The organism is Glutamicibacter sp. MNS18 (assembly GCF_026107515.2).
GTDB lineage: Bacteria > Actinomycetota > Actinomycetes > Actinomycetales > Micrococcaceae > Glutamicibacter.
In genome coordinates, this window is sequence record NZ_JAPCHW010000004.1 from 334,417 (window position 1) to 349,426 (window position 15,010).

At 61.9% G+C, this 15,010-nt stretch carries 9 protein-coding genes and 2 pseudogenes; 6 read left to right on the forward strand and 5 right to left on the reverse strand.

Annotation, left to right across the window (positions count from 1 at the left end; translation table 11 throughout):
* Window positions 1-123 precede the first annotated feature (123 nt).
* On the reverse strand, window positions 124-681 hold the full coding sequence (locus tag OK351_RS07245) for a phosphorylase family protein (RefSeq protein WP_265157329.1): 558 nt from the start codon (window positions 679-681) through the stop codon (window positions 124-126).
* Window positions 682-966: 285 nt separating this feature from the next.
* Between OK351_RS07245 and OK351_RS07250 the strand changes: the two genes are divergently transcribed.
* Both OK351_RS07250 and OK351_RS07255 read left to right on the forward strand, forming a co-directional pair.
* Window positions 967-2,385 carry a 3' terminal RNA ribose 2'-O-methyltransferase Hen1 gene (locus OK351_RS07250; protein ID WP_265157331.1) on the forward strand — a complete coding sequence of 473 codons (1,419 nt, stop codon included), beginning with the start codon at window positions 967-969 and terminating at the stop codon, window positions 2,383-2,385.
* A complete protein-coding gene (locus OK351_RS07255; protein ID WP_265157335.1) occupies window positions 2,382-4,904 on the forward strand; it encodes a polynucleotide kinase-phosphatase in 2,523 nt (840 codons plus the stop codon). Before OK351_RS07250 ends, OK351_RS07255 begins: the two co-directional genes overlap by 4 nt.
* Window positions 4,905-4,970: 66 nt before the next feature.
* Here OK351_RS07255 and OK351_RS07260 read toward each other — a convergent pair.
* The 3 genes and pseudogenes from OK351_RS07260 to OK351_RS07275 form a co-directional block, all read right to left on the reverse strand.
* Window positions 4,971-6,209: pseudogene (locus tag OK351_RS07260) on the reverse strand (arginine deiminase).
* Between the two features lie 28 nt (window positions 6,210-6,237).
* Window positions 6,238-7,698: pseudogene (locus tag OK351_RS17935) on the reverse strand (basic amino acid/polyamine antiporter).
* A gap of 250 nt (window positions 7,699-7,948) precedes the next feature.
* A complete protein-coding gene (locus OK351_RS07275; protein ID WP_265157337.1) occupies window positions 7,949-9,292 on the reverse strand; it encodes an MFS transporter in 1,344 nt (447 codons plus the stop codon).
* A 101-nt stretch (window positions 9,293-9,393) separates the two neighbouring features.
* Here OK351_RS07275 and OK351_RS07280 point away from each other — a divergent pair, with 101 nt between their 5' ends.
* A complete protein-coding gene (locus OK351_RS07280) occupies window positions 9,394-9,888 on the forward strand; it encodes an acyl-CoA thioesterase (RefSeq protein ID WP_265157339.1) in 495 nt (164 codons plus the stop codon).
* A gap of 113 nt (window positions 9,889-10,001) precedes the next feature.
* Here OK351_RS07280 and OK351_RS07285 read toward each other — a convergent pair whose 3' ends face one another.
* A complete protein-coding gene (locus OK351_RS07285) occupies window positions 10,002-11,009 on the reverse strand; it encodes an AraC family transcriptional regulator (RefSeq protein ID WP_265157341.1) in 1,008 nt (335 codons plus the stop codon).
* Window positions 11,010-11,151: 142 nt separating this feature from the next.
* On the opposite strand from OK351_RS07285, the gene OK351_RS07290 reads away from it, so the two are divergent.
* From OK351_RS07290 to OK351_RS07300, 3 genes are read left to right on the forward strand one after another with little or no spacing between them, the layout of a single operon-like run.
* The gene (locus OK351_RS07290) at window positions 11,152-11,940 is read left to right on the forward strand and encodes an SDR family oxidoreductase (RefSeq protein WP_265157343.1); all 789 of its coding nucleotides are present in this window, start codon (window positions 11,152-11,154) and stop codon (window positions 11,938-11,940) included.
* 44 nt (window positions 11,941-11,984) lie between these two features.
* Window positions 11,985-13,220: a styrene monooxygenase/indole monooxygenase family protein gene (locus OK351_RS07295; RefSeq protein WP_265157345.1), complete on the forward strand. Its 1,236-nt coding sequence runs from the start codon at window positions 11,985-11,987 to the stop codon at window positions 13,218-13,220.
* Between the two features lie 43 nt (window positions 13,221-13,263).
* Window positions 13,264-14,997: a flavin reductase gene (locus tag OK351_RS07300; protein ID WP_265157347.1), complete on the forward strand. Its 1,734-nt coding sequence runs from the start codon at window positions 13,264-13,266 to the stop codon at window positions 14,995-14,997.
* Window positions 14,998-15,010: the final 13 nt, after the last annotated feature.

A 15,010-nucleotide genomic window follows, 5' to 3' on the forward strand; every position in this document is an offset into this window, starting at 1 on the left:
TGGGTGCGGCAATTCATGTGGAGGGTCGAAACGGCGGCTATCGCGTGGGGGACCAATGAATTCCGTTCCCTGTCGTTGAGTGCCAGCTTTCGCCATATTCGAGAGGTGATCCACCTTCTCGGATTAGTTGAGATGTTGTTCCCAGAATGAGCGCAGCTGGGCACTCTTGCGGGCGACCACCGCGAACCAATCATCAATGGTGGTACTGCTATCGGCAAAGTCCGAGGGGACCTTGAAAATCTGCAGGGGCACCGCGAACCGGGCACAGACGCTGGCGTAGGCGTAGCCTTCCATATCCACCAGGGAGGCTTGCAGACTGGCGATTCTGGCACGTTGCTCATCATCGCTGACGAACACGTCCCCGGTGGCCATGACCAGCTGTTGTTGTGGAAGTATCACGTCTCCGGCAGGAACCAGCTGTTCTGATTCCAGCGGGAAGTCATGCTGGATGACCTTCGTGACTTGGTAGACGGTATCCATATCCGGGCGCATCTCTCCGTCGGCAACGACTCCGGCGGTACCCATGACCACGACGTTGTCGATCCCGCCCTGGGCCAGTGCTCCTGCCAAGGCTACGGCACCGTTGATTTTCCCGATGCCGGTCACCAGATGTTCCACATCGGAAAAAGCGGTGGCTTCGCCCTCGTGGGCGAAAACGTAGAGGGTGTTCGGACCCGGCATTGATTTCCCTTCGCGCAGTTGGCTCCAAACGGAACGGTTTGAAGTCCCCCTCAATTTTAGCTTCACGGCTGGCCCTCGGTGTGCGCTAGACGGGACTGCACGCCCGCCAGTGGCCGGACCAAACCGGCTTGTCAAAACCACGGTGTCAGCCGCGCACATGCGCCCCCTCCCAACGTAACCACAGCAACAACATGCTTCCGATTAGGGGTTTTTATTCGAGTTCATGCGTAATATTGTCAACAACCGTCCAACAGGGGACTGCTGGGCCCGGCAGGAAGAAGGCTCGTGCTACTGACAATCACTTTGGAAGCAGCGGGTGGAATGGACATCGATGCCACCGCGCTCTCACACCTGTTGCGCAAACATCCCGGGAAAGTGCAGGCCTTTTCACTACCCATCGGCCAAGCACACGTGTTCTATCCCGAGGTTTCCGCAGAACGCACCACTGCGGCACTTATGGTGGAAGTGGACCCAATCGGGTTGGTGCGCAACAAGCGGTTCCGCGGCGACAGCGGCATGCTTGACTACTACATCAACGACCGTCCCTTTGTGGCCTCCAGCCTGATGTCCGTGGCCATCGGCAAGGTGTTGCGCAGCGCCATGACCGGCACCAGCGAAAGCTACCCCGAACTGGCGGCGGCCGAATTGCCGCTGCGCATCGGGCTTCAGGTGATCTCCACACGGGGCCGAGATGGACAAGACCTGGCGAGCAGGCTTTTCGCTCCCCTGGGGTGGTCCGTCGAACAGGAGCCCATTGCCCTGGACGGGCAATACCCGCAGTGGGGCCCATCGCGGTACAGCAGTCTTGTGCTGAGCGGTCAGGTTCGACTGGACCATGCCCTGCGTCAGCTCTACGTGCTGCTCCCGGTGCTCGACGATTCCAAACACTATTGGGTCAATGACGACGAAGCGGCGAAATTGGCGCGACAGGGAGAAGGGTGGCTTGAAAACCATCCGGAACGGGACGTGATTAGTTACCGTTACCTGGCACATCAAAAAGACCTGGTGGCCCTGGCCACCAGCGGAATGAAGGCAACACCGCAGTCCGACGACTCCACCGGAAGCGCCTGGGAGGGCGAACACAGCAGCGCTCGGGCACCGTTGCGTGTCCAGCGCGCCGAGGCGGTACTGACGGCACTCAAGGACTGCGGAGCACAACGCGTGGTGGATGTAGGTTGTGGGCCCGGTGCACTGCTGCGCAGGCTGCAAGCGGACCGGTTCTTCACCAAAATCATGGGGACGGACGTGTCAGCCCGCTCACTGGAGCAGGCCGCAAGATCCTTGCACCTGGAGGAGTCCTCCGATGCTGAACGCGCGCGAATCGAACTGTTGCACAGTTCGGCCCTCTACAGCGACGACCGGTTGGTCGGGTTCGACGCGGTGGTCCTGATGGAGGTGATCGAGCACATTGAGCCTTCACGGCTCGGTGCTCTTGTACGATCCATTTTCGGTTCCGTGGCCCCGCACTCGGTCATTGTCACCACGCCCAACGCAGAGTTCAACGCCCTCTACCCGGATCTGGCTGCCGGTACCATGCGCCATGATGACCACCGCTTTGAATGGACCAGGTCCGAATTCAGGCAGTGGGCCGAATCCGTGGCCGCGGACTTCAACTACCAGGTCGAATACCGGGGGATCGGTGGCGAATCGAAACACCACGGGACCTCCACCCAGATGGCAATCTTCCGAAAGGAAACGGCATGAGCGAACTATTGATCCCGGAAAGCGGGCTGGTGCTGCTCATCGGTGTATCCGGATCCGGGAAGTCCAGTTTCGCCGCCAGGCATTTCGACAAGTTCGAGGTGCTCTCCAGCGACTATTTCCGAGGGCTGGTTGGCAATGACGAGACGAACCAGGCCGTCACGACTCCTGCGTTCGAGGCCCTGCATTTCGTGGCCGGCAAACGCTTGGAAGCCGGCCTGCTCACGGTCATCGATGCCACCAACGTCCAACGATCGGCCCGGCGGGGCCTGATCGAGCTGGCCCGGGAACACGACGTGCTGGTCTCGGCCATAGTGCTGGACCTTCCCATCTCCGTATGCCTGGAACGCAACGAGGGACGTGGCGAGAAGACCGTGCCACGCGGTGCGATCGAACGCCAACAGCAACAGCTGCGCAAGTCCCTGCGCGGCATCCGCAAGGAAGGTTTCGCGCGGGTCCATGTCCTTTCCGGAATCGCGGGCATGGATGCGGCATCGATTCGCCGTCACAGGTTGCTGAACGACTTCAAGGACGAGCACGGCCCATTCGATGTGATCGGCGATGTGCATGGTTGCCTTGACGAGTTGCTGATGTTGTTGGAACGTCTGGGCTATTCCGTGTCCCGGGACAAGGCGGACCGGGCCGTGGATGCCAGCCATCCCGCAGGCCGTCGGGCAATCTTCGTTGGTGATCTGGTGGACCGGGGCCCGGAATCGGTCGGCGTGTTGCGTCTGGCCATGGGCATGGTCAATTCCGGTAACGCCATGGCCGTCCCGGGAAACCACGAGGACAAGCTGGTACGTGCCCTGCGCGGTACCAAGGTATCCCTTGGCCATGGGCTGGAACGAACCCTTCAAGAGCTCGAGGCCGAGGGGCCGGAATTCACCCGGGCAGCCAAGGACTTCTGCGCAGCGCTGACCTCGCATCTGGTGCTGGATGACGGCAACCTGGTCATCGCCCATGCCGGGCTGATCGAAAAGTACCAGGGGCGCGCGTCCCGGCGGGTGCGGGCCTTTGCCCTCTACGGTCAGGTCGATGGGGAGAAGGACGAATACGGGCTGCCGGTGCGCTACCCGTGGGCCAAGGACTACCGGGGTGCGGCAGCCGTGCTCTACGGCCATACCCCGGTCACCGAGGTCGCCTGGATCAACAACACCGCCTGCTTGGACACCGGCTGTGTTTTCGGCGGGCAGCTGACTGCCATGCGATATCCCGAACGCGAAGTGGTGGCGGTTGACGCCCTGCGAACCTGGAGCGATCCCATCAGGCCGCTGCAGTCCCCGCACGGGCCACAGCGGGAGCCCGGATTGCTGACCATGGGTGATGTCACCGGGCCGCTGCACCTGGAGACGGGCGATCTGGGGACGGTACGGATCAGCGCTCAGCAGGCCGCCGGGGCGTTGGAAACCATGAGCCGCTACGCTATCGACCCGCGATGGCTACGCTACCTGCCGCCTACCATGTCACCGGCCGATTCCTCGACCCGAACCGGATACCTGGAGCACCCGGACGAGGCATTTGCCTACTACCGCAAACAGGGCATTAACGAGCTGGTCTGCGAGGAAAAGCATATGGGATCCCGAGCGGTCATGCTGCTCAGCCGTGACCCGGCACGTTTTGACGCACCGGTTGGTTGGCTGGGCACCGTGCACACCCGCACCGGCCGGCAGTTCGTGGACGAGATGACTGAACGTCTGCTGCTGCAGCGAGCCCATGAAATCTGCGACTCGATCGGGTTGTGGGACGAGCTGGACAGCGATTGGGTGATCCTCGACGGAGAACTGCTGCCCTGGTCGTTGAAGGCCGAGTCCCTGATTAAGGACACCTATGCCTCGGTTGGTGCTGCCGGGATCAAAGCAACCGGCGCCGCAGTCCGGGTACTTGAACGTGCCGCGGCGCAGGGGCTGGACGTTGGTGGATTGCTGGAACGAACAGGGACCCGCCATGGGAATGCGTTGGCCTTCCGGGAGTCCTACCGGCGCTATGTCGGTGATCCCGGGGACCTGCGGTTCGCCTCCTTCCAGGTGCTGGCCGCGGAAAGTGGGAGTTTCGAAACCCGGGAGCATGGGTGGCATTTGGGGATCGGGCAACGGCTGGTCGCAGCCGGGGCAGACCTCTTTGCGCCGACCAACTGGCTACGTGTCCAGCTGGATGATGCCGGATCGATCGCTGCGGCCGTGCAGTGGTGGGAAGAGCTGACGGCAGCCGGCGGTGAAGGCATGGTTGTCAAGCCGTGGCAGAACCTCACCCGTGGTGGCAAAGGTGTGGTCCAGCCGGGCATCAAGGTGCGCGGCCGCGAGTACCTGCGGCTGATCTACGGGGCGGATTACCTGGATGAGGGAAACCTCGAACGCCTGCGGCATCGGGCAACCGACCGCAAGCGTTCCCGGGCACTGCAGGAATACCGTCTCGGGTTGGAAGCCCTGCGCTTGACCGTAGCAGGCGAACCGCTGTGGAAGGTGCATCAGATGGTGTTCGGTGTCCTGGCCCTTGAATCCGAACCGATCGATCCACGCCTGTGACGGCGTGACTTCGGCGCCGGTCCCTTCTCCGGCCGGTTCGAGGCAACCGACCGGGCAGACCGGCTGCTAGTACTGGACCGCGTCGCGGGAAATCGGCCCGGTCATGCAGTGCCCGCCACCGCGCCCCCGGCCCAGCTCGGCCCCGACGATCGTGATGACTTCCACCCCGGCCTTGCGCAACAGGGTATTGGTATTCGTATTACGGTCGTAGGCGAAGACCACCCCCGGCTCGGCGGCGACCACGTTGTTGCCGCTGTCCCACTGCTGGCGCTCGCCGGCATACCAGCCGCCGCCGGGTTCGATGGCACGCAATTGCTTCAGGCCCAGGGCATCGGCCACGACATCGATGAAGGAGGACTTCTCCTCGGTCACCTCGACTGGACCGTTGTCGGAAGGACGTAGCGAAAAGGTGTGGATCCCGTCAACTATGTCGGGGTAGTAGGTCACCAGGTCACGGTCGGCAAAGGTGAATACGGTATCCAGGTGCATGGCCGCGCGCAGCTTCGGCATCCCGGCGATGACCACGCGCTGCGCGGCGCCTGCATCGAAGAGGCTCGTGGCCAGCTGGGTGATGGCCTGCCGGCTGGTGCGTTCACTCATTCCGACCAGTACCGCACCGTTGCCCACGGGCATGATGTCACCGCCTTCCAGGGTGGCCTGACCCCAGTCCTGCTCGGGATCACCCCACCAGATGGTGCTGTCACTGTAGTCGGGATGGAACCGGTAGATCGCCTTCATGATCAGGGTCTCGTCGTGGCGGGCCGGCCAGTACAGCGGGTTCAGGGTCACCCCGCCGTAGATCCAGCTGGTGGTATCCCGGGTATAGAGGGTATTGGGCAACGGTGGCATCAGGTATTCGTTGATACCCAGAGATTCCCTGGCTAACGCGATGTAGCCGTTGCGGAATTCTGCCGGCAGCTCGCGGGTGGACAGGCCACCGATCAGGTATTCGGCCAGCAGTGAGTTTTCCAGGGTTTCCAGGAAGGCCCGGGTTTCGTTCATGAGTCCCAGACCGACCTCGTTGGCGATGATCTTCCGGTCCAGTAGCCAGGCTTTGGCCCCCGGCTGGGCCAGTGTCTCGGCCAGACGATCGTGCAGTTCGACGACTTCCACGCCGCGGCTTTGCAGCTTCAACACGAAATCGTGGTGGTCGCGTTTGGCATTGTGGACCCAGAGCAGGTCGTCGAAAAGCAGGTCGTCATTGTTGCTTGGGGTCAGCCTTTCATGGCCGAGACCGGGGCGGCAGACCAGGACTTTGTTGAGCTTGCCGACTTCTGACTACACTCCATGCTGATGCGTTGGCATGCCAGGCCTTTCGGTAGGTGAAGGCGAGTTAGATTTGGACAAATCCGGTGCTGAGCAGTATGACTCCGATGACCGCGCAGATGACCACCAGAGCGAAAACCACAAGTCCGGAACCGGTGAAGATCTTCACGCCCTGTTCGCGTCGCGCCCTCCAATAGAGGATGCTGGCCGGGGCCAGCAGGATCCCAGAAAGGAAGAGGAAAACGTAGCCTGCAGCCCAAAGCAGGAATACCGTGTAGACCAGCGAAAGCACCGCAATGACCAGCTCGGTGGTGCGTTTGGGGTCACCGGGCCGGTACCCGTCATGGCGCAAGGCGATCTTGACTGCATAGCCGGAGGCCAACGCGAACGGCAACAGGGCCAGCGCTGCGGTCAGGTCCAGCGTGAAATCCAGGGCATCGGAGACGAACTGCACGGCGAACAGGATGGCGGTGACGAAGATCGAGGTCCACAACACGGCGTTCTGCGGAACCCCGCGATCGTTGAGCCGGCTGAAATACTTGGGCAAGTCATCGTCCTTGGCTGCGGCGAACACCACGTCGGCGGCCAACAGCTACCAGGCCAGGTAGGCACCGAGAACCGAGATGATCAGGCCGACACGGATCACCACGCCGCCCCAGTCACCCACCGCGTACTCCAGCACGCCACCCACCGAGGGTTGCGGAAGCTGGGCGATTTCGGTCTTGGGAAGGATGCCGTAGGCCAGGATGGAGATCGAAGCGAAGAGGGCCAGGACGGAGAGGAAACCCAGGACCGTGGCCTTGCCGACATCGGCGCGTTTCTTGGCGTAGCGTGAATAGACGCTCGCGCCCTCGATTCCGAGGAAGACGAAGACCGTGACGAGCATGGTGCCCTGGACCTGCAGGAAGAGGGAGTCGCCACCGGGCAGATCATATCCGCCGGTGAGGTTTCCGATAAAGACGTCCAGGTCGAAGTAGAGGATCACCAGCAGCAGGAACAGGGCCAACGGGACCAGCTTGGCGATGGTCACGATCAGGTTGATGCCGGCGGCCTCCTTGGTTCCCCGGCGGATGAGGAAGAAGAACCCCCACACCGCCAGCGCGGAGAGGAAGAAGGCCGGCCAGGTGTCTCCCTGCCCGACCACGGGGTCCAGACCCGGGAACAGCTGGGACAGGGTGGTCATGATCAGCACCCAGTAGAAGGCATTGCCCGCGCAGGCACTGGCCCAGAAACCGATGGCCGAGAGGAAACCGGGGTAGACCCCGAATCCTTCCCGCGCATAGACATAGACCCCGTTGTCCAGCTTGGGCTTGCGGTTGGCAAGGTTCTGGAAGACAAAGGCCAGCATCAGCATGCCGGCTCCGGCAACACTCCAGGCGATCAGTGCACCGTAGACGCCGGTTTGGGTTGCGAACCGTGCGGGTAACTGGAAGACGCCGGCACCGACCATGGATCCGACCACCATTGCGGTCAGTGCCGGTAGGCTGAGTTTCTTGATGGTGCTTGCCTTGGTGGAACCACTAGCCATGGGGTGCCTCGCTACAGCAGTAAGGGTCGCGCCCCTCACAGCGGGGCCAGAAGGATTAGGCTACTCCTTTGAAGGCCGCTGTCAACAGGCCATTTGCGATAAATCTCTTGCCAGCGGTGCACCCGGTTCGGCCGCGGAAGGTTTCGGGTAATCCGAGACCAATCGGGAAAGCCGTTGTCCTACCGGCGAGTTCCGGTGGGACAACGGCAATCGGAAAGTGCGGACGATGGCTCCCGCGGCACGGGTGTGGTCAGTCGGTCACCAGTTCCCGTTCGGTGACCGGATCAACGACGGGGGTGTGCTTGATCCGCGGCGGGATCAGCGCCACCGCGATGGCGGCCACCACGCCGACGATGGCGAAGAAGATGAAGTTGAACTCGAAACTCACACCCGTTGCGGCGATCCACCCGCCGATGATGGGGCCCGAGATCGCGCCAATGCGGGCGAAGGACAGGGCCCAGCCGGTGGCCGTACCGCGCTGCGTGGCCGGATAGTAGTCGGCAATGTAGCCGGTGAGGACCAGCGAAGTGGAAATCGAGCCGATACCGGCAAAGGCGACAAAGCACAGGTTGATGAACATGGTATTCGGGAACATCAATAGCAGGATGCCACCGGCACCGAGCAGGTAGAAGAGAACCAGGATCGGCTTCTGTCCGTACTTGTCCGCCAGGAAGCCCAAGGCCAGCCCACCAGCCGCCGAAGCCAGCGAGAACACCAACAGGAACGTCAGCGACGAGCCCAGATCGTATCCTGCACCACGCATGATTTGCGGTAGCCAGGTGTTCAAACCGTAGACCAGCACCATGCCGCAGAACAGCGAGATCCAGAAGAAGATCGTCGAGCGCAGGTACTTTCCGGAGAACATCGAGGACACTACCTCGCGCCAGGGGATGGTGGAAGCCGGTTTCGCCGGTGCGACCGGCTGGTAGTTGCGGACATTCAGTTTGGCTGCCAAGGCCTTGGCCTCCTTGATCCTGCCCTTGGAGACCAGGTATTCCAATGATTCGGGAAGCATCCAGGCGATCACCGGCAGGATCAACACCGGCAAGGAGCCGACCGCAACCACCCAGCGCCAGCCGAGCACGGGCAACAGGGCCATGGCGACCAAGGCCGCGGCGACAATGCCCAGCGAATAGCCCGAATACATGATCCCGTAGTTCAGGGATCGTTTCTTTGGTGCCGAGTATTCGATGGTCATGGCCGCGGCAACCGGGATGATGCCGCCCATGCCAAGTCCACCCAGGAAGCGGAAGAGCCCGAAAAGCTCGGGGGTCGGGGCCATTGCGGCACCTGCCTGGGTGACGGTAAAGATCGCCATGGACAGCAGGATCATGCGCTTGCGACCTATGATGTCGCTGAGGGTGCCGATAAACAAGGCACCGAGCAGCATACCGACCAAGGCGTAGGCGCCCAGTCCGCCCAGTTCCATGGGCGATAGCGACCATTCCTTGTATTCGGCCAATGCCGGCAGGACAGCGCCGAGCACGCCGACATCGTAGCCTTCGGCCAGAATTGCCAGCCAACAGGCAAACAAGACCATGCCAGTGGTGCGTTTGGGGATGTTCCATTCCGTAACCGCTGTGGAAGAAGCCATACCGTTCTCCTTGGGTGGGGTAGTTTGAACGTCGATGGACGATAGCTTGTATTATGTCGTTAAAGTGACGCTCGTTACAATAGCACCATGGAGATTATTTGATGATGGCCGAACCGGGATCCAATGAGACAACCGCCGAACCTGCTGAAATTGCCGAACTGGTGGCAGAATTCCTGGCTGGCGGGACGGCCGGGACGCAGGTCGAGCGAACCATCGAATGGGTGGATACAGATGCCGCCGGGCACCAGCACAATTCGGTGATCATGCGGTTCGTCGAAGCGGCCGAGGCCAGGCTCTTTCGAAAGGCGGGACTCAACTCGTATTTCGCGATCGCGCCGCGGGTGCGCCATGAGGCGGACTTCCGTGCCAAACTCTACTTCGGCCAGGATGTCACCACTGCGGTGAGGGTGGATGCTGTCGGCAGCAGCTCCATGTCCTTCTCCTTCAGGGTCTGGGGGCATCCATTCAAGGAACGTGGTGTAGTGCTCGCGGCCGAAGGAAAATTCGTGACGGTTTGCGTGCCGCATGGCGCGGAGTCGTCGGCCCCGTGGCCCGAGGAGATACGCTCCCACCTCGCATCGACGGCTGCCACCTAGCGGACACCAGGTTCCCCGGGGCCAGCAAAGGGACACTGACCCAGCCCCTTCGCCCTTTCGGGGTCTCCGCCGGTGGCGCGCTGGATGGCCCGCCATCCAGCGCAACCTCGATTTCACCGGCGCAAGGTCTGTGACGGCAGGAAGCCGAAATAGCGCCGGTATTCCCGGGCGAAACGTCCCAGGTGGCCAAAACCGCACCGCTCGGCGATATCGGTGACGCTCACGCTTCCCGGGGTGGCCTCCAGCAGTAGCTGATGGGCATGGCGTAGCCGGGCGTCGCGCAACATTTGCGACGGGGTCGAGCCCGTTTCCCGGGATACCGCGATTTGCAGGGTCCGGACCGATACCCCCAGCGCTTCGGCGAGGTCGCCCATCGTCAGGTCCTCGTTGCTGTGTGCCTCCAGCACTGCGAGAAAATCTGCGACCAGATCCGATGTGCCGGCTGAGGGGCGCGCCTGCTCCCACTGGGCCAAGCTCGAGGAATAGTTCGATTGCGTGGCCAGTAGCCACCGTGCCAGCACCATTTCCTCGTGAAGGCGCCGTGTGTAGGAGTTCGCAGGGGCAGGGGACTCGTTGAGCAGGTCGTGATAGTCGTAGACCGCCCGGATGAAAGACTGTCCGGCGGCGGTGGAGGTATCCATGGTTGGTGCCAAGTGAAGAAGGGCCTGAAGGCCTGCCCCGTAGAGCGACTCCGCCGCGTGGGTCAAGGATTGGCGGGGTGCCGTAATGATCAGCTGCGGCGTACCGGACTGCCATGTCATGGAGAAGTCCCGATCAATCGGGGGAACCGATGCAGTCTGCGGATCCGAATCGAAGACCGTGGACCCCACGGTGAGTTCCGCCCTGCCGGCCAAGGGGACCTGGACCATGAAGAAGGTCTCCAATGCCTGCGGGCTGATGCGTACCGCTGCCCCGTAGTCCAGGATGTGAATGCCGAATCCCGCTCCTGTGGTGCGCAGGCTCATCTTGACGCTACCGCGGGGGCCAAGCGCTTTCAGATCGTGCGGACAGAACAGGGCGCTGACTCTCTCACGGGCCTCTTGCGGATCGGGGGTTGCCAGTGTGGGCAGGCTGTTCAAGACACGGCGCGGAGACGGTGCAACATATTGCGGGCTCAGCATCGGTGGACTCCTGTGTGCACTGCAGTGCGCGAATCGGATGTCGGGTGCGCATTCTGGCTAGTGCCATTTCGCGGGCGGAACTACTTTTGATTCAGGTCATCAATTATGACACGAATCACACTATGTCCTGGAGGGGATGTCGATGAAAAAGCTGGCAGAGCGTGTCGTGCTCGTCACCGGAGGTGCGACCAAAATCGGCGTTGGAGTAGCGGCAACCCTGATTGAAGCCGGAGCCCGCGTGGTGGTCGCCGACATCAATGCCTCGGGCGGTGCCGAACTGGTGAAACTGCAACCTGCTGTGGATTTCCGGGAAACCGATATCACCGATGACAGCGCCTTGAGGGACCTGGTCGCTCGGATCGAGGCAGACTACGGCCGCTTGGACGGCCTGGTGAATCTGGCTTGCAGCTATCTTGACGAGGGCATTGAATCAACCCGAAGTGACTGGTTGACCGCATTGGATGTCAACGTCGTTTCCGGCGTTATGCTCTGTAAGCTCGCCAGGCCCCTGCTGGCAGCCTCGGGGAACGGGGCCATAGTGAACTTTTCCTCGATTTCAAGCACTGTGGCGCAGACCGGGCGCTGGCTCTACCCGGCCAGTAAAGCGGCCATCGTCCAGGTGACCAGGTCCTTGGCCGCGGATCTTGCGGCGGAGGGGATCAGGGTCAATTCGGTGAGTCCGGGGTGGACATGGTCGAAGATCATGGATCAGTTATCGGGCGGGAACCTGGAAAAGACCGATGCCGTGGCTGCGCCGTTCCACATGCTCGGCCGGGTGGGCAGGCCCGAGGAAATCGGGAACGTGGTGGCCTTCCTGTTATCCGATGAAGCTTCATTCGTCACCGGGGCCGACTGGGCGGTAGACGGTGGGTATTCGGCGCTAGGCCCGGAACAAAATGTGCCGGCCATTCCACTGTTGGCGGCCCCCTAGAACCACTGGAAAATCCCATAACTCAAAGGAACGAGGACACGAGCATGGCAACACGTACCATCACCATCGTCGGTGCGGGACAGTCCGGACTACAGCTGGGCATCGGCCTGCTGGGGGCAGGCTACGAGGTCAACCTCATTTCGAACCGCACCCCGGATCAAATCCGCAACGGGGCAATCGCCTCAAGCCAATGCATGTTCGATCAGGCCCTGGGGCATGAACGTGCGTTGGGCCTGGATCTGTGGCCGGACGCGCCACCGGTTGAAGGCATCTCGTTCACCGTGGCTCCCCCGGACGCCCCAGGCGTGAAAGCCGTCAGCTGGGCGCACCGGCTGGATGCGCCGGCCCAGTCCATTGACCAGCGAGTGAAATTCCCGGCGTTCATGGAGGTGTTTTCGGCGCGGGGCGGGAATCTGGTTTTCGAGGATGCAGGGATTGCTGAACTTGAGCGTTACTCCCGCGACAGCGACCTGGTCATCGTGGCGGCTGGCAAGGGAGAGATCGCCCAGCTGTTCCAGCGTGATGACCAGCGTAGCCACTATTCATCTCCACAGCGGGCACTGGCCTTGACCTATGTCAATGGAATGAGGCCACGCGAGGAGTACTCGGCCGTGAACTTCAATCTCATCCCCGGGGTGGGGGAGTACTTCGTCTTCCCGGCCCTCACCGTCACGGGCCCCTGCGAAATCATGGTCTTCGAGGGAATTCCCGGATCCGAGATGGATTCCTGGAAGGGGCTGGCCCCCGCGGAGCATCTGGAGAACTCGTTACGCATCCTGAAGCGTTACCTGCCTTGGGAGGCTGAACGATGCACCGAGGTGGAACTGACCGATGCCAGCGGTGTGCTCCAGGGCCGGTTCCCACCCACCGTACGTCACCCGTTGGCTACACTGCCTTCCGGGCGGACCGTGCTGGGCATGGCCGACGTTGTGGTACTCAACGACCCGATCACCGGGCAGGGCTCGAACAATGCCGCCAAATGTGCTGCGGCATACCTGCGTGGAATCCTCGCCCACGAAGACGCACCGTACACCGATGACTTCAAACAGGGACTTTTCGAGGACTACTGGGCCTACGCCAAACACGTGGCGGCCTGGACCAATGCCATGTTGGCCCCACCGGCACCGCACGCCCTGCAGCTGCTGGGTACCGCACAGGAAAACCCGCAGGTGGCTCGGCGCTTCGCCAACGGATTCGATTACCCGCCTGATTTCGCTTCGTGGTTCATGAGCCCTGAAGCCGCCAAGTCCTATCTGGAATCGTTTACGGCCGTTCGCTAGCCGTCGCCTGGATCCGAACATCCATAATCCATAGGAGAAACCAATGCGTACCATCGCCATCGTCGGAGCCGGGGAATCCGGTGCCCAACTTGCCCTTGCCCTGCAGCATGCCGGGCACCGGGTCGCCCTTTACTCGGACCGGGACCCTGAACAGATCCGAAGCGGAGCCATCACCTCCAGCCAATGCGTTTTTTCCTCAGCGTTGCAAGTCCAGCAACCGATGTCGCTGGCTCAGGCCAGCACCGGTGATCTGGGAATTACCGGAATGCACCTGCACGTCGAGGGAACCGAAACACATCCAGCCGTCGATTGGCAAGGCACCCTGGACCGGCCCGCTTTGTCGGTTGACCAACGCGTCAAGTGCGCCCATTGGATTGAGGCCTTCATTGAACGGGGAGGCGATTTCCGTGTCGAGAAGGTCGGGGTGCAGCGATTGGAGGAGCTGACCGCGACACAGGACCTGGTTGTCGTCTGCAGCGGCAAGGGCGAGCTGGGACAGGTCTTCACCACCGATCGCGCCAAGACGCCTTTCGACCGCCCGCAGCGTGCCGTGGCGGTAACCTACGTCAAACCCGAACACGGGAGGCGCGAGGAGACGGATGCTTCCATGATCCGCATGAACATGGTTCCCGGCGTCGGTGAGTTCTTTACCTTCCCCGGTCTGAGCGTCAACGGGCCGTGCCAGATGATGGTTTTCGAGGCGGTGCCCGGCGGGCCAATGGATCGATGGGATCGCGTGCAATCTGCAGCCGAGCATCTGGAAACCTCCCTGGAACTGCTGCGGGAGTACTTCCCGCACGAGTATCCGCGGTTCCGCGCGGCTGTCCTGAATGATCCCGGTGCTTGCCTCCGCGGAAGAATTACCCCGGTGGTGCGTTCGGCGGTCGGAAAACTCCCCAGCGGTAGGAATGTCCTGGGGCTGGGTGATGCGGTCATGCTCAACGATCCTTTGACCGGCCAGGGGTCGAACAACGCCACGATCGCAGCCGACCACTATGCCCGGGCGATCAACGTCCATGGGGATGCCGAATTCCATGAAGATTGGATGGCCCGGACCTTCGACGAGTTCTGGAGAGGTTGGGGGCAGTTTTCCACGACCTGGACCAATGCGATGCTGCGTCAGCGCAAGCCGTGGCAACACGAGGTCCTTGCCAATGCGCAGCAGCACGACTCGCTGGCAACGGCACTGGTCAACGCCTTCGACGACCCGCGAACCCTCTTTCCCTGGTGGTTCGACGAGGAAGAAGCCAAGGAGTTCACGGACCGGATTGTCGCTGAGGAAGGTGCCCGGCTGGACTTGCGAGACTTCCGTTCGACCCTGGGGCAATTCGCCACCGGAGTCACCGTGGTCACCACCCGTACCCCGCAAGGGGCCAAGGCCGGCATGACCGCCAACTCGTTTACGTCGGTATCCATGGATCCGCCGCTTGTCCTATGGTGCCCGAGCAAGTTCGCTCCAAGCCTCGCGGATTTCGAATCCTCCACGCACTTCGCCATCAACGTCCTGGAATCCTCGCAGCACATGATTTCCAGGCAATTCGCCACACCTTCGGATGACAAGTTCGCGGGTGTCGACTACACCGAAGGCGTTGCCGGGGTGCCGGTACTTGATGGTGCCGTTGCCACCTTCCAATGCCGAACGGTCGCGAGACATGATGCGGGGGACCATTTCATCTATGTGGGAGAGGTGGAACAGTATCTACGGGCCGAAGGTGATCCCCTGGTGTTCCATGCCGGTGCCTACCACCGGACCGCGCTGCACCCGGACTTCAGCTAGGCAGCGGAAAGGG